The sequence below is a fragment of the Streptomyces sp. NPDC042259 genome (assembly GCF_055582085.1).
This window is the reverse complement of sequence record NZ_JBVJDW010000002.1, coordinates 641490-666784: the sequence shown is the minus strand read 5'-3', so window position 1 is coordinate 666784 and position 25295 is coordinate 641490. Positions and strand designations below refer to the sequence as shown.

Here is a 25295-nt window from a genome sequence, read left to right as displayed (position 1 = left end):
ACGCCTTCGACGTCCCCGGTCGGGGCACGCCCCGACCGGAGCGCCCGGCGCCGGAAGCCGACCGGGACATCGCGGTGATCGGCATCGCCGGCCGGTACCCCATGGCCGACGACCTCGACCAGTTCTGGACCAACCTGCGGACGGGACGCGACTGCGTCACCGAGATCCCCGCGGAGCGCTGGGCGTCGGCGGGCTTCTACGAGCCGGAGCGCACCCCCGGGCGGTCCACCAGCAAGTGGGGCGGGTTCCTGGACGGCATCGACGAGTTCGACCCCGCCTTCTTCCGGATCACCCCGCGCGAGGCCGAGGGCATGGACCCGCAGGAGCGGCTGTTCCTGCAGACCTCCTGGCACGCCCTGGAGGACGCCGGCCTGACCCGCGCCGACGTGGCCGGCCGCCCGGTGGGCGTCTTCGCGGGAGTGATGTTCAACCAGTACCAGATGCTGGGCCTGGGCGCCGAGGACCGGCTGCCGGTCCTGCCGACGTCCTTCTCCTCGGCGGTGGCCAACCGCCTCTCCTACTTCCTCGACCTGCGCGGCCCCAGCCTGGCGCTGGACACGATGTGCTCGTCGTCCCTGACCGCACTGCACCTGGCCTGCGAGAGCCTCCGGTCCGGGGACAGCGAACTGGCGCTGGCCGGCGGGGTGAACCTCATCGTCCACCCGTACAAGTACCTGCACCTGAGCCAGGTCGGCTTCGTCTCCTCGGACGGCCGCTGCCGCGCCTTCGGCGCCGGCGGGGACGGCTACGTCCCCGGCGAGGGCGTCGGCGTCGTCGTGCTCAAGCCCCTGGCCCGCGCGCTGGAGGACGGCGACCGCGTCCTCGGGGTGATCAAGGGCAGCGCCGTCAACCACGGCGGGCGCTCCGGCGGCTTCTTCGTCCCCAACCCCACCGCCCAGGCCGACGTCGTACGGCGGGCCCTGCACCGGGCCGACGTCGACCCCGCGTCGATCGGCTACCTCGAGACGCACGGCACGGGCACGGCGCTCGGCGACCCCATCGAGATATCCGCCCTGGCCCAGGTCTACGGCGGCACGCGGATCAAGCTGGGGTCGGTGAAGTCCGGCATCGGCCATCTGGAACCGGCCGCGGGCATCGCCTCCCTGACGAAGGTGCTGCTCCAGCTGCGCCACCGCACCCTGGTCCCGTCCCTGCACGCCGACCCGGCCAACACGGCCATCGACTGGGACGCCGTGGGCATGGGTGTCCAGCGCGAGGCCGCGCTGTGGCCCGCCGGGCCCGGCACCCCGCGCCGCGCCGGCGTCAGCGCGTTCGGCGCGGGCGGCGCCAACGCCCACGTTGTCGTCGAGGAGTTCCCCCAGCCCTGGGCCCCGGACGCCGCCGCCGTCGGACCGCAGGTGGTGCTGCTCTCCGCCCGCACCCCGCGGGCCCTGCGCGAGCTGGCCGAGCGGTACGTACGGCTGCCGGCCGCCGACCGGCTCGCGGAGGTGGCCGAGCTGGCCGGCCTGAGCGGCGCCGACCCGGAGGCCGAACTCGACGAACTCGGCCTGGACGCCGCCGATCTGCGCAGGCTGGCGGGGGCGCTCGCGGAGAACTTCCCCGGTCCCGCCCCGCACGTCGACGCCCGGTCGACGCTGGCCGGCCTCGCCGCGGCCGTGCGGGCCACCGGCACCGACACCCCCCTCGCCGACATCGCCTACACCACGCAGACCGGCCGGGAAGCCATGGAGGAGCGGCTCGCCGTCGTCGCCTCGGACATGGAGGAACTGCGCTCGGTGCTCCGCGCCTTCCTGGACGGCTCGGAGACCGCCGGCTACCGGGGCACGGTCACCGGGCGGAGCACCCTCGCCGCCCCCGACTCCACCGACCCCCATGTGCTGGCCGAAAGCTGGACGGCCGGTGCCGCACCCGACTGGCGCGCCCTGCACCGCGACCGCAAGGCGCGCAAGGTCGCCCTGCCGCAATACCCGTTCGCCCGGGTGCGGTGCTGGGTCGACGTCGAACCTCCCGCCCAGACGCCCCGGACCGTGGGCGCACCGGCCGCCGATCCGGCCCGCGCCGCCGAGCCGGTCCGCGCCGTCGCCCCGGCCGAGGCCGCCCCGCTGGACATCCCCCGCTGGGAGGCGTGCGCCGCGCCCGCCGTGCCCCGGACACCGGCCGGACCGGTCGTGGTGCTGCACGCTCCCGACCGCGCCGAACTCGCCCGCGAACTGGCCGCCCGGCATGACGGGGCGCACCTCGTCGCACTCGGGACGGCCGTGGAGGTGACGCCCCGGCTGGTCTACGTCCTGACCGGTGCCACGGACGCCGCCGCGTCGGAGACGGACCGGGTCACCGGCGCCGAGACCACCGGCGTCAAGGCACTGGCCCGCTACGCCCGCGTGTGGTCCCGCCTGCCCGCACTCGACTGGGTGATCGTCACCACCGGCGCCGCCGCGCCCCCCGGCCGCGAAGTGAGCGATCCGTACGCCGCCGGGATCGTGGGCTTCGCCCGGGTCCTGGAGAACGAGCACCCCGCCTGGTCCGTCGCGACCGTCGACCTCGACCCCGCCCACACATCGGCCGACCTCGTGACGGCGGCGCCCCGGGGCACCCGGCTCGCCTGCACCGGAGCCGTCCGCCACACCCAGGTGCTGCGCCCCGCCCCGCCCGCCGACGGCCCCGTGCCGCTCCGCCGCGGCGGCACCTACGTGATCATCGGGGGTGCCCGCGGCATCGGCCTGGCGATCGCCCGGCGACTCGTCGCGGACTGGGACGCGCACATCGTCCTGGTCGGCCGCCGGGAGCTGCCCGGCACCGGCCTGGGGGAGCGGATCCGCTACGTGCGGGCGGACGCGACCGACGCCCGCCGACTGGCCGCCGTCCTCGACGAGACGGGCCCGGTGCACGGCGTCGTGCACGCGGCGCTCGTCCAGCGGGACCGGCTGGTACGCAACCTCTCGGACGCGGACCTCGCCGAGAGCCTCGCGGCCAAATCCGGTGTCGCGGCGGCCCTCGTCGACGCCCTGCGCGGCCACCACCCGGACTTCCTGGTGTTCTTCTCCTCCGCGCAGTCCTTCACGGGCGACCCCGGCCTCGCCAACTACGCGGCCGGCTCCACCTTCCTGGACGCCTACGCCCACGCGCTCGACGCCCGCCTGCCCTACCCGGTGCGCGCGGTCAACTGGGGCTTCTGGGGCACGGTCGGCGCGGTGGCCGACGACACCCACCGCGACCGCCTGGCCGCGGCCGGCTTCCGGTCCATCACACCCGAGGCCGGATTCGCCGCGCTCGTCGAGGCACTCCGGCAGCCGGCACCGCAGGCGGTCGTGGTGCCCGGCACGGAGGCCTTGCGGACACGGATGGGAGCGACGAGAACGGAGAGCACCGACGTGACACCGACCGGCGGCCGGCTGACCACCGAGGACCTGCGCGTGGTGGAGGAATTCCACGCGCTCGACCGGCAGATGACGACGATCGCGGGCAAGGCCCTGCTCGGCCTGCTCGACGACCTGGGCGCCTGGCGGGGCCCCGACCCGGACGCCCGGGAGATCTCCCGCCGGGTGGGGGTCACCCCCCGGTACGAGCGACTGCTGCGCACCGTGCTGGACATGCTCACCGAGGCGGGTCTGATCGAGGCCGACGGCGGGCACCTGCGCCCCGCCCCGGACGCCCTGGCCGAGGCACGCGCCGGCGGACACCTCCGGCGGCTCGGCGAGCTGGCCGACGCCCACCCCGAATCCGCCGTCTTCGTACGGCTGCTGGCCCTGTGCGTCGAGCACTACCCGCGACTGCTGCGGGGCGAACTCCTCGCCACCGAACTGCTCTTCCCCGCCTCCGGCACTTCCCTCATGGAACGCGTCTACCGGGGCAACCCCATCAGCGACCTCTACAACGACCTGCTCACCCGGCACCTCGTCGCGCACGTCGAGCGACGCCTGACGGAGCTGCCCGCCGACGGCAAGGTCCGCATCCTGGAGGTCGGTTCGGGCACCGGCGGCACGTCCGCCGGGCTGCTCCGCGCGCTGGCCCCCTACGGCGAGCGGGTGGAGTACTGGTACACCGACCTGTCGGTCACCTTCCTCGCCCACGGCCGACGGGAGTTCGGCGAGCGGTACCCCTTCCTGCGGTTCAAGCGCCTGGACCTGGACACCGATCCCGTCGCCCAGGGCTTCCCGGCGGACGGTTTCGACCTCGCGGTCGGCGCGAACGTCCTGCACGCCACCTCCGACGTCGGCCGGGCCGTGCGTCATCTGCGCGGAGTGCTGCGCGCCGGGGGCGAACTGCTGCTCAACGAGCTGACCACGGTCACCCTGGCCGCCACGCTCACCTACGGGCTGTTCGACGGCTGGTGGGCCCACACCGACACCGCACTGCGCCTGCCCGGCTCACCGCTGCTGGACGTGCCGGGCTGGACCGATCTGCTCACCGGCGTCGGCTACGACGCGGTGTCCGCGATGCCGGGCTCCGCCGAGAGCACCCGCAACTTCCAGCACATCCTGGTGGCCAGGGCGGACGAGGGGGCGACGCCCGACGGCGCCCCCGGGGCGCCCCTCGCCGACTTCACCGACGCGCTCCTGGACCTGACCTCGGAAGCCTCCGGCATCCCCCGCGACGACCTCGACCTCGACCGGGCCATCGGGGACTACGGGTTCGACTCGGTCAGCTACAGCCTTCTCGCGAGCCGGCTGAACGACGAGTTCACCCTGTCCGTCACCCCCGCGCTGTTCTACGAGACGCCCACGCTGCGGGCCCTGGCCGACCGGCTCGTACGCGATTACCCGGAACTCCGGCACACCACCGCCCCGGTGCCCGCCACCGCCCCCGCGCCCGCCGCCTCCGCCGTCACCGGACACCGGCCGGAGCGGACCCCCGCCCCGGCGGCACCCGCCACACCCGCCGAGCCCGCCGCGCCCGCCACCGAGCCTGAGGCGATCGCCCTCATCGGCATGAGCGGGCGGATGCCCGCGAGCCGCGACCTGGACGAGTTCTGGGAGCACCTGGTGGCGGGTGACGACCTGGTCACCGACGTGCCCGCGGACCGCTGGGACCCCCGCGCGCTCCCCGACGGCGTCCCCGCCCACCGCGGCGGCTTCGTCCACGACGTCGACATGTTCGACCCCCTGTTCTTCGGCATCTCACCGCACGAGGCCGAAGGCATGGACCCCCAGCAACGGCTGGTACTGCAAGGCGTATGGACGGCACTGGAGGACGCCGGGCTCGCACCGGGCGCGCTCGCGGGCTCCGACGTCGGTCTGTTCATCGGGGCCGGATCGAGCGACTACGAGGACGTCCGGAAGGCCGCGAACGTGCCGGTCGACGCCCACGCCGCCACCGCCACCACCCACTCCATCCTGGTCAACCGGATCTCCTACCTGCTCGACCTGCACGGGCCGAGCGAACCGGTCAACACGGGCTGCTCCAGCTCCCTCGTCGCCATCCACCGGGCCGCCGAGGCGATCCGCTCGGGGGAGTGCGACATCGCCGTGGCCGGCGGCGTCAACCTCATCCTGTCGCCGCACAACCACGTCCTGCTCGGCGGCACCGGCATGCTCAGCCCGACCGGGCGGTGCCGGACCTTCGACGCCGAGGCGGACGGATTCGTCCGCAGCGAGGGTTTCGGCCTCGTGGTCCTGACCCGCGCGAGCCTGGCCCGGCGGCACCGCGTGCGGGCCTGGCTGCGCGGCACCGCCGTCAACCACGGCGGCCGGGCCCGGTCGCTGACCGCCCCCAACCCCGCCGCCCAGGCGGCGATGATCGTGCGGGCCCACGAACGGGCCGGCACCGACCCGACGACGGTGGGCTACCTGGAGACCCACGGCACCGGCACCGAACTCGGTGACCCGGTCGAGATCAACGGGCTGCGGCTGGCCTTCGACGAGCTGCTGGACCGACGCGGCGGACCCGCGCCGGCCGAACCCTTCTGCGCGCTCGGTGCGGTCAAGGCCAACATCGGCCACCTGGAATCCGCCGCCGGCGCCGCCGGGGTGATCAAGGTGCTCCTCGCCATGGAACACGGCATGCTGCCGCCCGTCGCCGGCCTCGGCGAGCAGAACCCGCACCTGCGCCTCGACGGCAGCCCCTTCCACCTGGTCCGCTCGGCACGGGCATGGCCGCGCCCGGCCGGCCGGCCGCGGCGCGCGGGGGTCAGCTCCTTCGGCTACGGAGGCGTCAACGCCCACGTCGTCCTGGAGGAGGCCGAGCCCGCGCCGGCCTCCGAACGCCCGCACGGCCCCTGGGTGTTCCCCCTTTCGGCCCGCACCCCCCAGGCCCTGCGCCGCTACGCGGCCGCGCTGCGCACCGCCCTGGACCGGACACCGGACCTGGGGGACGTCGCCCACACCCTCCAGCACGGCCGGGACGCCATGGCCGAACGGCTGGCGGTCACCGCCGGCGACCGGCACACGCTCGCCGCCGCGCTCGCCGCCGCCGCCGAGGGCGCGGACCACCCCGCACTGGCCCGGCCCGACGGCACCGCGCCCGCCGACCGCTGGGTCGCCGGGCAGCAGGTCGACTGGGAGCAGGGCGGGACGCTGATCCCGCTGCCCACCTATCCGTTCGAACGCCGCCGCTGCTGGGTCGGCTCCCACGACCCGGCCCCCGAGACGGCCCCCACCGCCCCGGCGGGCCTGTACGCGCCGCGCCTGCGGCCCCTCGCCGGCATGGCGGCCCCCGGCCCGGTCACCGGCCCGGTCTGGGTGCTCGGCTGCGACGACTTCCCGGCCACCGACGTCCACCGGGTCGACGGTGCGCCGCTCCAGCCGCTGCCCACGCCCGCCGCGGTCCACGCCGTGGTGCGGGGCGAGGCCGGAGTCCTCGAACTGTTCCGGATCGTCCGCCACCTCCAGTCGCGGCCCGCCGCGGCCGGCGAACTCTCCCTGACGGTCGTGACGCGCGAGGCCACCGAGGTGGACTCCCCGCTCACCGACCCGATGGCCGCGGCCGTGCGGGGACTGGCCCGGTCGGTACGGCACGAGTGCGAACGCTGGCGGGTCAGCACCGTCGACATCGGCGCCGGTGACCCGGCCGTCGTCCGTGTCGCCGTCCCCGGCGACTACGCGCTGCGCGCCGGGCAGTGGTACGGGGAGGTGCTCGAACCCCTCGACGGCACGGCGCCGGCCGCGCCCGTCCTGCGTGACGGCGGCACCTACGTGATCGTCGGCGGGACCGGAGACGTGGGACTCGACGTCGCCGAGCGGCTCGTGCGGCTCCACCGCGCCAAGGTCGTCCTCGTCGGACGCTCCGCGCCCGACGCGGCCAAGGCCGCCCGGATCAGGGCCATCGACCCGACGGGCACCTCGGTGGAGGTCCACCGGGCGGACGCCGCGCGACCGGCCGAGCTGCGGGCCGTTCTCGACCGGGTGGGCGTCGTGCACGGCGTCCTGCACTCGGTGACCGTGCCGAGCGACCGGTCGCTGGCGGCCATGGACGAGAGCTGGTTCACCCGGGGCCTGGCCGCGAAGACCCGGACCCTCGCGGCGCTGGTGGAGGCGCTGGGCGACCGGCGGCTCGACTTCCTCGCGGTCTTCTCCTCGGTCCAGTCCTTCCTGGGCAACCCCGGACAGGCCGCCTACGCGGCGGGATGCACCGCCCAGGACGCCGTCGGGCGCGCGCTCGCCGCACGGCTGCCCTACCCCGTCCGGGTCGTGAACTGGGGCGCCTGGGCGGGCTCCGCGCTCACCGAGCGCCACCGCGACCGGCTGCGCGCCGCGGGGGTCCACCCGCTCGCCCCGCAGACGGCATTCGAAGCGCTGAGCCAGGTGCTCGGCCGACAGGAGGTTCAGGTGGCAGTGGTCTCGGGCACGGAGGACTTCCTCGCCCGCATCGGCGTCCCCGTGCCCGGCACGGACGCGCGACGGCCCGCGGCCGTGCCCGTGCCCGAGCCCGCAGCGGTGCCCGCGGCAGCGCCCGCGGCCGCCCCCGTGCCCGGAGCCGTGACCGAGGCGCCCGCCGGGGAGGGGTGGCGCGCGGCCGCGGCCGACGAACTGCTGGCCCTCCTGCGCGAGGTGGCCGGGATCCGCCCGGGCGAGCTGGCGCCGGACGACCCGCTCAGCCGCTTCGGCTTCGACTCGATCATGTACACCAGGCTGAGCCACCAGGTGAACGCCCGCTGGGACCTCGACCTGACGCCCGCCGCGTTCTTCGGGGTGGCCACCGCGAACGACCTCATCGACAAGGTCCTGCGCCACCACGGCCCGGCCCTCGCGGCGCACCTGGCCACGACCGCGCCTCCGGCGGCACCCACCGCCCCGGAACCGGTCACCGCCCCCGAGCCGGCCGCCACCCCCATGGCACCGGCACCGGCACCGGCCCCGGAGCCCGCCGCGACCGCCCCGGCGGCCTTCACCGGCGATCCCGCCGCCGTGGCCGTCGTCGGCATGGCCGGCCTGTTCCCCGGCTCCGACGGCCTGGACGAGTTCTGGGAGCACCTGATCGCGGGTGACGACCTGGTCGGCGAGATCCCGGCCGACCGCTGGGACTGGCGGCGGCTGCACGGGGAGCCCGAGCCCGGGGAGTTCCGCACCACGGCGAAGTGGGGCGGGTTCATGCGCCGCGTCGACCTGTTCGACCCGCAGTTCTTCGGCATCTCGCCCCACGAGGCCGTGGCCATGGACCCCCAGCACCGTCTCGTGCTGGAGACCGCCTGGACCGCGATCGAGGACGCCGGCATCCGGCCGTCCGCGCTCGCCGGCACGGACACGGGCGTCTTCATCGGCAGCAGCACCTACGACTACTTCGAACTGCAACACGCCCTCGGTGTCCCGCTCGACGGGTACAGCACGGTGGGCAGGGCCCACGCGATCATGTCCAACCGGCTGTCCTACCTGCTGGACCTGCACGGCCCCAGCGAGACGCTCGACACCGCCTGCTCGTCCTCGCTCGTCGCCGTCCACCGGGCGGCCGAGGCCATCCGGCTCGGCGACTGCGACGTGGCGCTCGCGGGCGGCGTCAACGTCATGACCTCACCCACGCTGTTCGTGGACATGAGCCAGGCCGACATGCTGAGCCCGGACGGCCGGTGCCGCACCTTCGACGCGCGCGCCAACGGCATCGCCCGCGCCGAGGGCGTCGGCGTGGTCGTGCTCAAGCGCCTCGACGCGGCGATCGCCGACGGTGACGTCATCCACGCCGTCCTGCGCGGCAGTGCCGTGAACCACGGCGGCCGCACCAACTCGCTGACCGCGCCGAACCCGGACGCGCAGGCCGCCTGCGTCGTCAAGGCGCACCGCCGGGCCGGGGTGGACCCGCGGACCGTCACCTACGTCGAGACGCACGGCACCGGTACCGAACTCGGCGACCCGGTCGAGGTCGAGGGGCTGAAGACGGCGTTCGCGCAGCTGTACGCCGACCACGGGGCCGTCTGCACGGAGCAGCACGTGGCGCTGGGCGCGGTGAAGACCAACACCGGCCACCTGGAGGCGGCCGCGGGGGTCACCGGCCTCATCAAGGCCCTGCTCGCGATGCGGCACCGGGAGATCCCGGGGAACCTGCACCTGGAGACCCTCAACCCGCATCTGCGCCTCGACGGCGGCCCGCTGCGGGTGCTGGGCGGGCGCGAGCCCTGGCGGCGGGTCCGCACCCCCGACGGCGCCGAGGCGCCCCTGCGGGCCGGCGTCAGCTCCTTCGGCCTCGGCGGGGTCAACGCGCACGTGGTGGTGGAGGAGTACCGCGAGACACCGGCCGCCGGACCGGCCGGCGCCCAGCTGTTCGTGCTGTCTGCGAAGGACCCGGAGCGGCTGCGGGCCTACGCCCGGCGCCTGGCCCACTGGGCCCGGGACAACGAGGAGGTCGACCCGGCCGCCCTCGCCCACACGCTGCGCACCGGGCGGGAGGCGTTCTCCGAGCGCCTCGCCGTCGTCGCCGACTCGCCGCGCGCCCTGGTGGCGGCCCTGGAGTCCTGGCTGTCCGGCGCCGACGCGCCCGGGGTGTTCGCCGGGGACGGCCGGGACACCACCACGGCCCTCCTGCTGGAGGGGTCCGAGGGGCACCGGTACCTGCGGGCCGTGGTGGACGCCGGCCGCCTGGACAAGGTCGCCCGCTTGTGGGTCGGCGGAGCCCCGGTCGACTGGGCGGAGCTGTATCCGGGAGCGGCACCCCGGCGGGTGCCCGCACCGACCTACCCCTTCGCCCGGGAGAGCTACTGGCTCACCCCCGGAGCCCGGTTCGACACCGTCCAGGCCGCGGAGGCGGGCCTGATCGCCGATACCGCGACCGACGGGACCGGTGCCGGTGCGGACGCCGATGCGGACGCCGGTGCCGAGGTGGATACCGACGGCGGCGTCGGCGCGGAAGCCGTCACGGCGCCCACCCGGCCGGCCGCGGAGGCGGCGCCCGCCGACGGTGACCCGGAGAGCGTCGTCCGCGAGCACGTGCGGGGGCTGCTGGCCGCGCACCTGGGGATGCGACCCGACCGGCTGCCCGTCGAACGGGTGCTGTCCGACGCGGGCGTGGACTCCCTCGGTCTGCGCCGGCTGAGCCGCCGCCTCGGCGCCGACTACGGCGTGGACATCCCGGCGCGGATGTTCGGGGTGGCGCAGACGGTGCGGGCGGTCGCCCGTGCCGTGTTCGAGGCGTACGGGCCGCTGCCGGGTCACCCGCAGGGCGAGCCGGCTCAGGCCCCGGCCCCCGAACCGGCCGCCGAGCCTGCCCCGGACGGGGTAGCGGCGCTGCTGGCGGGCTTGCGGAACGGCACCGTCCGGGTGGACGACGCGCTGGCCGCACTGAAGGGGGGAACGGGCCGATGAGTACCGAACTGCGCGAGCTGCTGGCGGCGATCGCCACCGGCGAGGTGTCCGACGACGTGGCGGAGGCCCTGCTGCGGGGCCTGATGCCGGCCTCGACACCGCTCCCGGCATCCATACCGGTGCCGGAAAAGGCACCGACGTCCGCACCGACGCCCGTACCGGCGATGACGCCGGCGCCCGAGCCGGGCCCGTACCCGCTCAGCCGGGGGCAGGCCGCCCTGTGGGCGATCCACGCCGACCAGCCGCGGGCCGTGTCGTACAACCTCCCGCTGGGGCTCTGGCTGGGCGACGGCATCGACCCGGACCGGCTCGCCGAGGCACTGGCCGCCGTGGTGCGACGCCACCCGCAGCTGCGCGTCACCGTGCGGCTGGACGCCACCGGACCGGTGCAGGAAGTCACCGACCGCCCCGCCGAGGTGACCCGGCTGGACCTCACCCAGGTGACCGACGGGGAATTCGCCGCCCGGGTGCGGAATCTGGTGCGCCACCCCTTCGACCTCGAAGACGACCCGCTGCACCGCATGTGGATCATCGCGGCGCCCGGCGGTGCCACCCTGCTGTTGCTGGTGTTCCACCACCTGATCACCGACGGCGTCTCCAGCCACCTCCTGCTGCGCGACATCGTCGCCTGCCACGACGCCCTCGCCGACGGGCGGGAACTGCCGCCCGTCGAACCCGCCGCGCCCTACGCCGAGTTCGTACGGTGGCAGCGGACGATGCTCGCCGGCCCCGAGGCCGAGGAGCACCGGCGGTGGTGGCTCGACCGCCTGGCGGGGGCCTCGACCGCACCCGTGCTGCACGCGATCGCCGACCGCCGCCGGGTCGGCCCGGCCTCGCACGCCGAGGGCGCGATGGTGCAGCTGCGGCTGCCGGAGGCCACCTGGACCGCGGTCCGGGACACCGCCCGCGCCGCCCGGCTGACCCCGTTCAGCGTCGTTCTCGGTGCCTTCGCCGCGCTGCTGCAGCGCCACTCCGGGCACCGTGACATCAGCGTGATGGTGCCCACCGACGGCCGCCCCGCGCAGCGCTTCGACCGCACCGTGGGCTATCTGATCAACCCGGTGGTCCTGCGCCTGGACTGCGACCCCGACCGGCCCTTCACCGAACTCATGGACGCCGTCCAGACGCGGATGGCGGAGGCCGAGGACCACAGCGCCTACCCCTTCGCGTCCGTCGTCGACGACCTGCGCCGGACCTCGGACGGCGAGGCCGGCTTCGACATCGGCTTCTACATGCAGCAGGGCGTCGGCGGCGACCAGGACATGGCGGCCGGGCAGACCGTCTTCCGCGACGCGCTCGACCTGACCCAGGAGGGCGAGAACGACCTCGTCGTCGAGGTGGTCGTACGCGGCACCGGCGCCCACGTCTACGTCAAGTACGACCCGGAGCTGTTCGACCGCCCCACCGTCGAGCGGCTGGCCGAGCACTACCGGCTGCTGCTGGACGCGGTGACGGCCGACCCCGCCCGGCGGGTCGGCGACCTCGCGCTCGCCTCCGCCGCCGAACGGCGAACCGTCGAACGGGTCAACGCCACCCGGGCCGAACGGCCGCGCGACGTCACCGCCGCCGATCTGGTGCTCGCCCGCGCGCGCAGCGGCCCGGAGCGTACCGCCGTCGTCGACGTCACGGAAACGCTGACCTACGCGGAACTCTCCGGGCGGGTGCACGCCCTGAGCCAGGTCCTCACCGCCCGGGGCGTACGCCGCGGCGACCTGGTCGGCGTCCTCGTGGGCCGCCGGGCCGCGCTGATCGTGGCACTGCTCGCGGTCCAGGCCGCGGGGGCCGCATACGTCCCCCTCGACCCGGACTTCCCGGCCGCCCGACTCGCCCACATCGCCACCGACGCCGGACTCGCGGCCGTGGTCCTCGACCCGGACCTGGCCGGACGGCTGCCCGACGGCACACCCGGTGCGCGCATCCCCCTGACCACCACCGGGCCGGCGGACCCGGTCCCCCCGGCCCCCCAGGCGGGCCCGGTCGCCGGCCGCGACACCGACCTCGCCTACGTGCTCTACACCTCCGGCTCGACCGGGGAGCCCAAGGGCGTCGAGATCAGCCACGGCAACCTGGTCAACCTGCTCACCGCCATGGCCGGAAGCCCCGGCTGCGCCGAGGACGACACGCTGCTGGCCGTGACCACCGCGGGCTTCGACATCTCGGGCCTCGAACTGCTGCTCCCGCTGACCCTCGGCGCCACCGTCCACATCGCGCCCGCCGACGCGGTGCGCGACGGGTTCGCCCTGGCCGAACTGCTCGACGACTCGGGCGCGACGATCGTCCAGGCCACGCCGGCCACCTGGGAGATGCTGCTGCACGCCGGGTGGACGGGACGGGTGCGCAAGCTGCTGTGCGGCGGGGAGGCCATGACCGCCGAACTCGCCGACCGGCTGCTGGACCGGTGCGACGAACTGTGGAACATGTACGGGCCGACCGAGACGACCATCTGGTCCTCCACGCAGCGCGTCCGCCGCAACCGGCCCGTCAGCGTCGGCACCCCGATCGCCAACACCACCTTCCGCACCGCCGGCCCCGACGGCACCCCCGTGCCGTTCGGCGCGGTGGGCGAACTGCTCATCGGCGGCGACGGCGTCGCCCGCGGCTACCGCGGCAGGCCGGAGCTGACCGCCGAGCGTTTCGTCAGCGACCCGTCGACCGGGGAACGGCTCTACCGCACGGGCGACCTGGCCCGCTGGTCGGCCACCGGCGACATGGTGCTGCTCGGGCGGGCCGACCGGCAGGTGAAGCTGCGCGGCCACCGCATCGAACTCGGGGAGATCGAGGCCGCCGTCCGCCGCACCGGTGAGATCGACGACGTCCGGGTGGTGGTGCGCGAGGACCTCCCGGGCCAGCCGCGCCTGGTGGCCTTCGTGACGACCGCCGAGGCCTCCCCGGACGCCGCGGCTGCCGCCGTCCGGCAGGCGGCGGCCTGGCTGCCCGACTACATGGTGCCCTCCCGCACCGTGCCCCTGGCGCGGTTCCCCCTGACCCCCAACGCGAAGGTCGACGCCGGTCCGCTGACGGCCCTCCCCGTCGACGAACTGCTGCGCCGCTTCGGCCACGGTGACGGCACCGGGGAAGCGGCGGCGAGTCCGGTGCGGACGGCCCGGCCCCCGGCGGACGACGGCGACCTCCTGGCCCGGCTGCGGGAGGCGACCGCCGGTGTCGCCGGACTGCCGGTGGCGGACGTCCCCGTCGACCGGCCGCTGGGCGAGTCGGGCTTCGACTCGATCGGCTTCACCCGGCTGGCGGTGGCCCTGCGGGAGCGGTTCGGCATCACCGTGCGCCCGACGGTCTTCTACGCCCACCCCGATCTCACCTCGCTGGCCGCCTTCCTGGCCACGGCGCACCCCGAGGCGTGCGCCCCGGCCGCCCCGGTGGCCGCCGCGCGCGCCGCAGCCCCCGCCCCGGCCGCCGCGGTGGACGGCTACCCGCCCGTCGCGGTCATCGGGATCGGCGGACGGCTGCCCTCGGCCGGCACCCTGGAGGAGTTCTGGGACCACCTGGCCGCCGGCCGCGACCTGACCCGCCCCTACCCGATGGAACGCGGCTTCTCCGCACAGGTCTTCCCGGAGCGCTTCCGGGGCTCCTTCGTCGACGACGTCGACGCGTTCGACGCGCCGCTGTTCCGCATCTCGCCCCGGGAAGCGGCGCAGATGGACCCGCAGCAGCGGCTGCTGCTGCACGCCGCGCACGAGGCGGTGCTCGACTCCGGCCAGGCCCCGGCGGCGCTGGCCGGCAGCCGCACCGGCGTCTTCGTCGGCCTCAGCGGCGCGGACTACCTGAGCCTGCTCGGCCCCGGCTCCCCGGAGATGGGCGACCACTTCCTGATCGGCAACGTCGCCTCCATCGCGGCCAACCGCATCTCCTACGTGTTCGACCTGCACGGCCCCAGCGCCGTCTTCGACACGGCGTGCTCCAGCTCGCTCGTCGCCGTGCACCGCGCGGCCCGCGCCCTCCAGCTCGGGGACTGCGAACTGGCCCTGGCCGGCGGGGCGAACCTCCTGCTGTCACCGCACGGCTTCACCGGGCTGCGCCGCGCCGGGATGCTCAGCCCCGACGGCCGCTGCAAGACGTTCGACGAGCGTGCCGACGGCTACGGCCGGGGCGAGGGCGTGGTGCTCCTGGCACTCAAGCTGCTGGACCGGGCGCTGGCCGACGGCGACCCGGTGCACGGCGTGCTGATCGGCTCGGCGGAGAACCACGGCGGGCACACCCATTCGCTCACGGTGCCCAACCCCCAGGCACAGCGCGACGTCGTGCTCGCCGCGCACCGGGCCGCCGCGGTGGCGCCCGGCACGATCGGCTACATCGAGGCCCACGGCACCGGTACCTCGCTCGGCGACCCGATCGAGATCGACGCCCTCAAGGAGGCGTTCGGCCGGCTGCACACGGACTGGGGGAGCCCCGTCGTCCCGGGCCGGACCGGCATCGGGTCGGTCAAGACGAACATCGGCCATCTGGAGGCCGCCGCCGGCGTCGCCGGCATCGTGAAGGTCCTGCTGGCGATGCGGCACCGCACGCTGCCCGGCCTGGTGGACCTGCGGGTACCGAACCCGATGATCGACCTCGCCGGCAGTCCGTTCCGGCTCCAGACCGGAACACAGGCATGGGAAACACCCGACGGCGAGCCGGCCCGCGCCGGCGTCAGCTCGTTCGGTATGGGAGGCAGCAACGTGCACGTGGTAGTGGAAGAGGCGGGGAAGCGTTGATGAGCGGTAACACCGAGCACAAGACCGCTCGACTGATCGTGCTGTCGGCCGACGGCCGCGAACAGCTCGACCGGTACCGGGCCGAGCTGGCGGCCTGGCTGGACGCCCACCCCACGGCTTCCCTCGACGGCGTCGCGCACACGCTGCGGGTCGGCCGGGAACAACTGCGGGAGCGGCTCGCCGTGGTCGCCACGAGCACCCGGGAGCTGGCGGCGCGGCTGCGCGACGGCGAGGGCGTGCTGACCGGCACCGCCCGGGCGGACGCCGCCACGGACCCCAAGGACCCCGTCGCCACGGACCCGGGCGGCACGGGCCCCGGCGCCACGGACGATCTGGCCGAGGCCGCCCGGAGTTGGGTCGCGGGCCGTCCCGTCGTCTGGCCGGAGCTGCCCGGTGGCCGCCCGGCCCGGCTCTCGCTGCCCCACCCGCCCCGGCCGACCCGCCGCTACTGGATCAACCCGCCCGCCGGCCTGTCCGAGGGCCCCGTCGAACGCCTGCTGACCGGCGACGAGTTCTACCTGCGGGACCACGCCCTCGGCCCGGTCCGGATCCTGCCCGCGGTGGCGGCGCTGGAGTTCGCCGTGGCCGCCGCCGAGCGACGGGGACACGGCACCCCGACGGGCATCGTGAACGTCCTGTGGGCCCGCCCCGTGCTCGTCGAGGACGAGGCCGTGCGCGTGCGTCTGCACCTCGAACAGGCCACCGACGGCGTGTCCTACGAGGTACGGCGGGCCGACGGCACGGCCAAGGGCGCGCTCTGCTCCACGGGCACCCTCCGGTTCGACGCCCGGCCCGAGGCACCGCTCATCGATCTGGACGCCGTCCGGGCCCGACTGCCCCGCACGGCGTCGGCCGACGAGTGCTACGCCGTCTTCACCGCCCTCGGCGGCGGCTACGGCCCCAGCCTCCAGGGCCTGCGGTCGGTGCGGTCCGCGCCGGGCGAGGCCCTCGCGGACGTCGCCGTCCCGGCCGCCGCCGACCTGCCCTTCGGTGACTTCACCCTGCACCCGTCGCTGCTGGACGCGATGCTCCAGGTCTGTCTGTGGACCGACGCGGACCCCTCGGCCCCGCGCGCCCGGCAGCTGCCGTTCTCCGTGGACGCGGTCGACATCTTCGGCCCGCTGCCCGAGCGGGGCCATGTGCACGCCGTCCGGACCCCGGCGGGCCACGACGTGGCCCTCGCGGACGCGGAGGGCCGGGTGTGCGTACGGTTGCGTGCCGTCGTGACCCGGGCCGTCGACGGCGCCGCCCACCTGGACGACACCGTCGCCACGCACCTGCTCGCCCAGCGCTGGCGGCAGGCCCCGGCCCCGGTCGGCGGCCGGGCCGCGTGCGTGGTGCTGCTCGGCGAGGGAACCCTCCCCGGCGCCGAGCGGACCACCGAGGACGCCCTCTTCCCCCGCGCCGAGGAACTCCTCGTCGTACGCGCCGTGGACGGCGACCCGCTGCCCGGACTGCTGCGGCTCTTCCGCGCCTGGTCGGCGCAGCCGGACCGGCGGCCGGTGCGGGTGCTGCACGTCTTCCGCCCGACGGGCGGGGCCGAGGACGCGCGGGTGTACGCCCTCGACGGGTTCGCGCGCTCCCTCTTCCACGAGCACCCGGAGTTCCGCGTCGCGGTGATCGAGCCCGGCACGGCCTCCCTCGCCGACGCCGTCGCCACCGAGGCACGCGGCCCGCACGAATTCCGGGTCCGCTACACGGCCGACGGCCGTCAGGTCCCGCGCTGGGAGAGCGTCGAGCCGGCCGCCGCCCCGCTCGCACCGCGCGGCACCGTGCTGGTCACCGGCGGTGCCGGGGCCATCGGCCGGCACCTCGTCACCCACCTGGGGGGTACCGCCCGTTACGTCCTGACGGGGCGTTCGGCGACGGCCGACCTCGCCGCCCTGCGCGCCGCCGGTCTCGACGCGCACTACCTGCAGGCGGACCTGGGCGCCCCGGGCGCCGCGGCGGACCTCGTCGAACGGGTCCACGCCGCGTTCGGACCGATCCACGGTGTGCTGCACCTCGCCGGGACCACCCGCGACGCGCTGCTGATCCGCAAGACCGACGAGGAGAGCGCCGCCGTGCTGGCGCCCAAGGTGCGCGGCACCCTGGAGCTGGACCGGGCCACCGCGGACGATCCGCTGGACTTCTTCGTCGCCTTCTCCTCCATGTCCGGCGCCGCCGGCAGCCCCGGGCAGACCGACTACGCCTACGCCAACCGCTTCCTCGACGCGTTCACCGCGTGGCGGCGCGACAGCGACCGGCCCGGCCGCAGCCTCTCGGTGCTCTGGTCGCTGTGGGCCGACGGCGGCATACGCGTCGACGCCGACGACGCCACGGCGGCCCGGATGGCCCGTCAGGTCGGGCTGGTGGCCCTGCCGACGAGCGCCGCGCTGACCGCCTTCGACCGGGCGCTGGGTCACGACGGCGACCACGTCCTGGTCGCGCACGGCAACCTCGCGCGCCTGCGGGAGGTACTCGACGCGCCGGCACCGGAACCGGCCGCGCAGCCGGCACGGCCCGGTGCGGTGAGCGCGGAACCGGCGGCCGAGGGCGCGGCCGAGGACTTCCTGCGCGGGGTGCTCGCCGAGGTGTTCGACTTCCCGCCGGAGGAGATCGAGGCCGACACGGCGTTCGAGCAGTACGGCATCGACTCGCTCCTGATCATGGACCTGACCCGGCGGCTGGAGGAGCACTTCGGGTCGCTGCCGAAGACGCTGTTCTTCGAGTACCAGAACCTGCGCGCGCTCACCGACTGGTTCACCGAGCACCACGGCGCCCGGATCACGGAACTGACGGCCGCGGCCGAGGCCCCCACTCCCGCGCCCGCCGCCCCCGCGCCCGTGGCCCCCACGCCCGCGCCCGCCGTCGCGGCCCCCGCGCCCTCTCCCGTCGCCGCGGCTCCCGCCACGGTGACGCCGGCGGCCGTCGCCCCCGCCCCGCCCGGCCCCATGGCCATCGCCATCGTGGGCGTCGCCGCGCGGTTCGCCGAGTCGGACACGCTGGAGGCGTTCTGGGACAACCTGAGGGCGGGCCGGGACCTGGTCACCGAGATCCCGGCGGACCGCTGGGACTGGCGCGACTACGACCAGGCCACCCCCGCCGACCGCGCCGCCCGCTACAGCCGGTGGGGCAGCTTCCTGCGCGGCATCGACAAGTTCGACCCGCTGTTCTTCGGCGTCTCGCCCCGCGAGGCGGAGATCATCGACCCGCAGGAGCGGCTGTTCCTCCAGACGGCCTGGCACGCCATGGAGAACGCCGGCCGCACCCGTGCCGACCTGCGCGCCCACCGCGTCGGCGTCTACGTGGGCGCGATGTACGGGCTGTACCAGCTGCACGAGGCCGAGGACGGCCGGATCGGCGCCTCCTCGCACGCGTCGATCGCCAACCGCGTCTCGTACACCCTGGGCCTGACCGGCCCCAGTCTGGGCGTGGACACGATGTGTTCCTCCTCGCTGACCGCGATCCACCTGGCCGTGCGCGACCTGCGGGCCGGTGACACCGACCTGGCCGTCGCCGGCGGTGTCAATCTGCACGCCCACCCGTACAAGTACCGCTTCCTGGGCCAGGGCCAGTTCACCTCCAGCGACGGCCGGTGCCGCAGCTTCGGCGCGGACGGCGACGGTTACGTGCCCGGCGAGGGCGTCGGCGCGGTGCTGCTGCGGCCGTTGGCGGACGCCGTCCGCGACGGCGACCACATCCACGGCGTCATCCTCGGCTCCAGCGTCAACCACGGCGGCCGGACCAACGGCTTCACCGTGCCCAACCCCGTCGCCCAGGGCGAGCTGGTCGCCCAGGCACTGGAGCAGGCCGGCGTCGACCCGGCGTCGCTCGGCTACCTGGAGGCGCACGGCACGGGCACCGCCCTCGGCGACCCGGTGGAGATCCGCGGCCTCGCCCGGGCGCTGGGCACGGCCGTCCCGTCGTCGCGCACCCTGCCGATCGGCTCGGTCAAGTCCAACGTCGGCCACCTCGAATCCGCCTCCGGCATGGCCGGGCTGTGCAAGGTGCTGCTGCAGATGCGGCACGGCGAACTCGTGCCGTCGCTGCACGCGGACCCGCTGAACCCGAACATCGACTTCGACTCGACCCCGCTGCGCGTGCAGCGCGACCTGGCCCCGTGGCCCCGGAGCGCGGGCACCCCCCGGCGGGCGGGCATCAGCTCCTTCGGCGCGGGCGGCGCCAACGCCCACCTCGTCGTGGAGGAGTACCAGCCGAGCGCGGCGGACCCGGCGGACGACGACGAGCACGGCCCGTGGCTGTTCCCCCTCTCCGCCAAGGCACCCGAGCGGCTGCCGGTGCTCGCCGCCGAACTGGCGGACGCCCTCGAGAGCGACCCGCGCCCGCGCCTTGCGGACGTGGCGTTCACGCTCCAGCGGGGACGTGAGGAGTGGGCGGACCGGATGGTCGTGTCGGCCTCCACCGTCACCGAGCTGGTGGCCAGACTGCGCGGGAGCGACCCGGAGGGCGTCTGGACCGGCAGCGCGCGCGGCCGCAAGGCGTCCCGCGCCGCGGCGCCCGCCGGCACCGCCCCGGCGGACATCGCCGCCGCCTGGGCCGCCGGTGCCACGGTCGACTGGCCCGAGACGCGAGGACGGCGCGTACCGCTGCCCGGCTACCCGTTCGAGGAATTGCGCTGCTGGCTCACCGACACCATCTGGTCGCCGCCCGCGCAGCCGGGCCCGGTCCAGGCCGCGCCCCGCGCCGGGCACCCGCTGCTGGACGAGGTCGACCCGGCGGACAGCCTGGACGGGCTGACCTACCGGACGGTCTTCGGCCCCGACCACCCCTACATCGACGGTCACCGGGTCGGCGACATCCGTCTGCTGCCCGCCGCGGCCGTGCTGGAAATGGCCCGCGCGGCGGCCGAGGCGGCCGGGGCGGGGCAGCGGATCACGCTGGCCCACGTCCGGTGGCTGCGCCCCCTCGTCGTGGCCGGCACCGAGCGTGCGGCCAGGACCCGGCTGCGCCGCGGTGACCACGGCCTGGTCTTCGACCTGCGCGACGGTGACGGCGAACTGCTCGCCGAGGGCCGCGTCGACGCCCTGCCCGCGCACGCCCCGGAAACCCTCGCCATCGACACCCTCCGGGCCCGGCTGAGCCGGCGTCACGAGGGCGCCGCCATCTACGCGGACCTCGCCGCGGCCGGGCTGGTCTACGGCCCCGCCCTGCGGGCCGTGGAGTGGGTCGCCGTGGGCGACGGCGAAGCCCTGGTGCGGCTGCGGCTCCCCGCCGAGGCGGCCCGCTTCGACGGCTGCGCCCTCCACCCCTCGCTGGTCGACGGCGCGTTGCACGCGTTCGCGGTGCTGCGGGACCGGAGTGCCGGTCCCGCCATGGTGCCCTTCGCCCTCACCGCCGCCGAGGTCTTCGCCCCGGTGACGGACCTCGGTTACGCGCACGTGCGGACCGTCGGCGCCGACCGCTACGAACTGACCCTGACCGACGACGCCGGACGCGTCAGCGCCCGGCTGCGGGACCTGTCGCTGCGGCCCGCCCCGGGCACGGCGGCCCCGCAGGCCGCGGCGGCGGTGCCGGCGGTGTCGGCGGACGAGCTGATGTACGTGCCGCGCTGGTCCGCGCTGTCCGCGCCGGAGCCGGCCCCGGCCGGCGGAACCACCTGGCTGGTCCGCGGCCCGGAGTCCGCGGAGCTGGCGGCGGCCCTGACGGCACGCCTGGGCGGCACCGTCGTCGAACTGGACCACGACCGGGTCGCCACCGCGACCGGCCGGCCCGACCACGTCATCCTCCTCGGCCCCGGCGGGGGCGCGCGGACCGACGACGTCGACGCCCTCGAAGCCGCCCAGGAGCGGGGCGTCCTCACCCTGTTCCGGCTCGCCAAGGTCCTGCAGCGGCTCGGCTCCTCCGTCCGGCTCACCGTGGTCACCGAGGACGCGCTCGCCACGGCCGCCGAGCCGGTCGGCAACCCGTACGCGGCCAGCCTGCACGGCCTCGCCCTGTCGCTGGCCCAGGAACACCCGCGCTGGCGCGTGGCCGTCGTCGACCGCTCGTCGGCCGACCGGCCGTCCGCGGCCGTCCTCGACGTCCCCGCCGGCGGCCCGTACGCACTGCGCGGCGGGGTGCTCCACCACCGCCGGCTGGCCCCGGCCCCGGCCACGCCCGCCCAGGAGCGGATCCGCCACGGCGGCACCTACCTGATCCTCGGCGGGGCCGGCGGCATCGGCCTCGAACTCACCGACTGGCTCGTGCGCACGTACCGGGCGAAGGTCGTGCTGCTCGGCCGCGGCGAACTGGACACCGCCCGCCGGGACCGGCTGCGCGCCATCGACCCGAGCGGCACCCTGGTCTCCTACCGCCGGGCCGACGCGACGGACCCCGCCGCCCTGCACGAGGCGGTCGCGTGGACGCGCACGAAGCACGGCGCCCCGCACGGCGTCTTCCACGCCACGATCGTCCTGCGGGACCAGACCGTCGCCACCATGACGGAGGAGACCTTCCGTTCGGTCCTGGAGGCCAAGACCCGCACCTCCGTCGCCCTGCACGCCGCGCTCGACGGCGCGGCCGACCTGGACTTCGTCCTGTTCTTCTCCTCGGCGGTCGCGCTCTCCGGCAGCGCCGGGCAGGGCAACTACGCGGCCGGCTCGACCTTCGAGGACGCCTTCGCCCACCACCTCGACGGGGTACTGGGCGCCAAGGTCGCCGTGATCAACTGGGGTTACTGGGGAACCGTCGGCATCGTCGCCGACGAACGCCACCGCAGCCGGCTCGCGGCCACCGGGATCCACTCCATCACCCCGGAGGAGGGAATGGCCGCCGTGCACGCCGTGCTGGGCCGACCGGACCGGCAGGTCATCGTGGTCAAGGCGGACGCCTCCGCCCTCGCCGCCGTCGGCGTGGAACCCGCCCCGAAGAACCGGACGCACCCCGACGCGACCGCCGGGGCACCCTCGGACGACACGTCCCTGGTGCCGTCGCTCACGGCCCTCCCCCCGGTCGCCCGGCTGCTCACCGAGGCCGACGACGCCCGGCTGACCGAGGTCATGTGCGGCTGGCTGTGGACGCTCTTCCGGCAGGAGGGCGTGTTCCTCGGCCGGGGCGAGCGGTGGACCGCCGCGACCCTCGCGGAGCGACTGCGCGTCCTGCCCGCCCAGGGCAGGCTCTTCGCCGAGCTGCTGCGGCAACTGACCGAGGCGGGCTACCTGAACGACGACGGCGGGCACCTCACCCCCGCCGGCCGCCAGAGCCCCGAGGACCCCGAGGGCGACCTCGTCGCGCTCTGCGAGGCCAAGCCGGCGCTGAACCGCTTCGACCGGCTGCTGCTCCCGTGCATGCGGAACCTGTTCAAGGTGATGCGCGGCAGCGTCCGCGCCACCGACGTGATGTTCCCGGGCGGCTCGACCGCCCTCGTCGAAGGCGCCTACCGGGGCAGCCCGGTCGTCGACCGCGCCAACGAACTCGTGGTCGGCGCGGTCACCGACGGCCTGTCCGGCCACACCGGCCCCGTCACCATCGTCGAGATCGGGGCGGGCACCGGCGGCACCACCGCCAGCGTGCTCCCGGCGCTCGACGCCACCGGCGCGGACGTGACCTACGTCTACACCGACATCTCCCGCGCCTTCCTGCAGAACGGGAAGCAGCGGTTCGCCGCGACGCACCCCTACGTCCGCTTCCAGCAGCTCGACATCTCGGGCGACCCGGTGGCCCAGGGGTTCGAGCCCGGCAGCGCCGACCTGGTCGTGGCGGCCAACGTCCTGCACGCGACCTCCGACCTGCTGCACACCCTGCGTGCGGTGGCCCGGCTGCTCAAGCCCGGCGGGCGGCTGGTCCTCAACGAGGCCAGCAGCAACGTCCTGACCGCCACGCTCACCTTCGGCCTGCTCGACGGCTGGTGGCTGCACCAGGACGCCGAACTGCGCCTGCCCGGCTCCCCGCTGCTCTCCGCGCCCGGCTGGCGCAAGGCCCTCGCGCTCGCCGGTTTCGCCCGCAGCCGGGCGCTGCCGGCCGACGAGGGGCTGAGCCAGCACGTGGTGGTCGCGGAGACGGCACCGGGCACCGCCCCGGCGGCCCACCCCACGACGGCCGCGGTCACCCCGCGGGCCCAGGAGCCGGCGCCGGCCGCCACGCATGCGGCGCCCCCGGCGCCGTCCGGCGAGAACGCCGACGCGCTGGTGGAGGCCGCCCGGGAGTACGTCAAGGACGCCTTCGTGGAGATCCTCCAGGTCCCCCGCGACCGGCTCTGGCTCGACGAGACGTACGAGAACTTCGGCGTCGACTCGCTGACCGTGGCCCGCATCGTGGACCTGCTGTCCGAGCGCGTGGGAGAGCTGCCCGCGACGCTGCTCTTCGAGTATCCGACCGTCCGTGAGGTCGCCGACTACCTGGTCGAGCGGCATGCCGACCAGGTGCGCGCCCTGCTGCCCGAGGCGCCCGCCGCGGCGGAGCCCGCCGTACGGGAGCCCGCCGTGGCCGCGCACCCGGCCGTGCGCGCCTCCGACCGTCCGTCGGAGCCCGCCGCGGAGGCGGACCGGCGCATCGCGGTCATCGGCGTCGCCGGCCGCTACCCGCTGGCCGACGACCCCGACGCGTTCTGGGCGAACCTGCGCGCCGGCCGCGACTGCGTGCGCGAGGTGCCGGCCGACCGGTGGGACCCCGCCACCCTGACGGCGGACGGGCAGAGCACCAGCCGCTGGGGCGGCTTCCTCGACGGCATCGACGAATTCGACCCCCGTTTCTTCCAGATGTCGCTGCGCGAGGCCGAACTGACCGACCCGCAGGAACGCCTGTTCCTGCAGACCTCCTGGCACGCGCTGGAGGACGCGGGCTACACCCGGGCCCGGCTGCGCGGCAGCCGCGTCGGCGTGTACACGGGCGTCATGTACGGCCACTACCAGCTGTTCGAGGACGAGCGGGGCCTCGCGGGCGGCATGGGGTACGCCTCCATCGCCAACCGGGTCTCCTACTTCTTCGACTTCAACGGGCCGAGCCTCGCCGTCGACACGATGTGCTCGTCGTCGCTCACGGCCATCCACCTCGCCTGCGAGGCCCTGGCGGCCGGCCAGGCGGACTACGCGCTCGCCGGCGGCGTCAACCTCACCCCGCACCCGCGCAAGTACCGCCAGCTCGCGGCCGGCGGCTTCACCGGGGACAGCGGCCGGTGCCGCAGCTTCGCGGCCGACGGCGACGGGATGGTGCCCGGCGAAGGCGTCGGCGCCGTCCTGCTCAAGCCGCTGGCGGCGGCGGAGCGCGACGGCGACCGGATCCTCGGCGTGATCCTCGCCGGGGCCGTCAACCACGGCGGCAAGACGGGCGGCTACGCCGTCCCGAACCCCGGCGCCCAGGGCGAGGTCATCGCCCAGGCGCTGCGCGGAGCCGGCGTCGACCCGGCGAGCGTCTCGTACGTGGAGGCACACGGAACCGGAACCGCGCTGGGCGACCCGACCGAGGTGGCCGGACTGGTCCGGGCCTTCGGCGACCTGCCGGCGGGGTCGGTCGCCCTCGGCTCGGTGAAGTCCTCCGTGGGCCACCTGGAATCCGCCGCGGGCATAGCCGCCCTCACCAAGGTCCTGCTGCAGATGCGGGCCCGCGAGCTGGCGCCGTCGCTGCACGCCGAGCGCCTCAACCCGGCCGTCGACTGGAGCGCGGTGCCGTTCCGCGTGCAGCGGGAACTCACCCCCTGGACGGGCGCCGAGCCGCTGCGCGCGGGCATCAGCGCCTTCGGCGCCGGCGGCTCCAACGCCCACCTGGTGGTCGAGGAGTACCGGCAGGACACCCGGCCCGGCGCCACGGGCGGACCGGCCGTCTTCCCGTTCTCCGCCCGCGACGCCGAGGCACTGCGCCGCGTCGTCGAACGTATGCTGACCTGGCTGCGGACGGCCGGAACCGGTGCCGACCCCCAGGACATCGCCACCGCGGCCGGCGTCCCCGTCACGGCCGTCGACGAACCGCTCGACGAACTGGGCCT

3 protein-coding genes (2 of these 3 cut by a window edge) are annotated in these 25295 nt (G+C 75.6%); all 3 read left to right on the top strand.

Annotated features, from left to right (window positions below):
* Tightly spaced (each overlapping or abutting the next), the 3 genes in view from ACZ6MA_RS07385 to ACZ6MA_RS07375 form a layout consistent with a single transcriptional unit that may run on beyond the window.
* Positions 1-10685: the 3' portion of an SDR family NAD(P)-dependent oxidoreductase gene (locus ACZ6MA_RS07385; protein WP_469431803.1), read on the top strand. 2518 nt of this gene lie to the left of the window's left edge; only the last 10685 of its 13203 coding nucleotides appear in the window; its start codon lies beyond the left edge, outside the window; its stop codon occupies positions 10683-10685.
* Positions 10682-15394: an amino acid adenylation domain-containing protein gene (locus tag ACZ6MA_RS07380; protein WP_469431801.1), complete on the top strand. Its 4713-nt coding sequence runs from the start codon at positions 10682-10684 to the stop codon at positions 15392-15394. Before ACZ6MA_RS07385 ends, ACZ6MA_RS07380 begins: the two co-directional genes overlap by 4 nt.
* Positions 15394-25295, top strand: the 5' portion of a protein-coding gene (locus tag ACZ6MA_RS07375; RefSeq protein ID WP_469431800.1) for an L-histidine N(alpha)-methyltransferase. The gene runs 9586 nt beyond the window's last position; only the first 9902 of its 19488 coding nucleotides appear in the window; its start codon is at positions 15394-15396; its stop codon lies off the right edge, out of view. Before ACZ6MA_RS07380 ends, ACZ6MA_RS07375 begins: the two co-directional genes overlap by 1 nt.

What these genes read in the sequence shown, in the direction of transcription:
- ACZ6MA_RS07380 (WP_469431801.1), top strand. Translation starts at nt 10,682, where the DNA reads ATGAGTACCGAACTGCGCGAGCTGCTGGCGGCGATCGCCACCGGCGAG.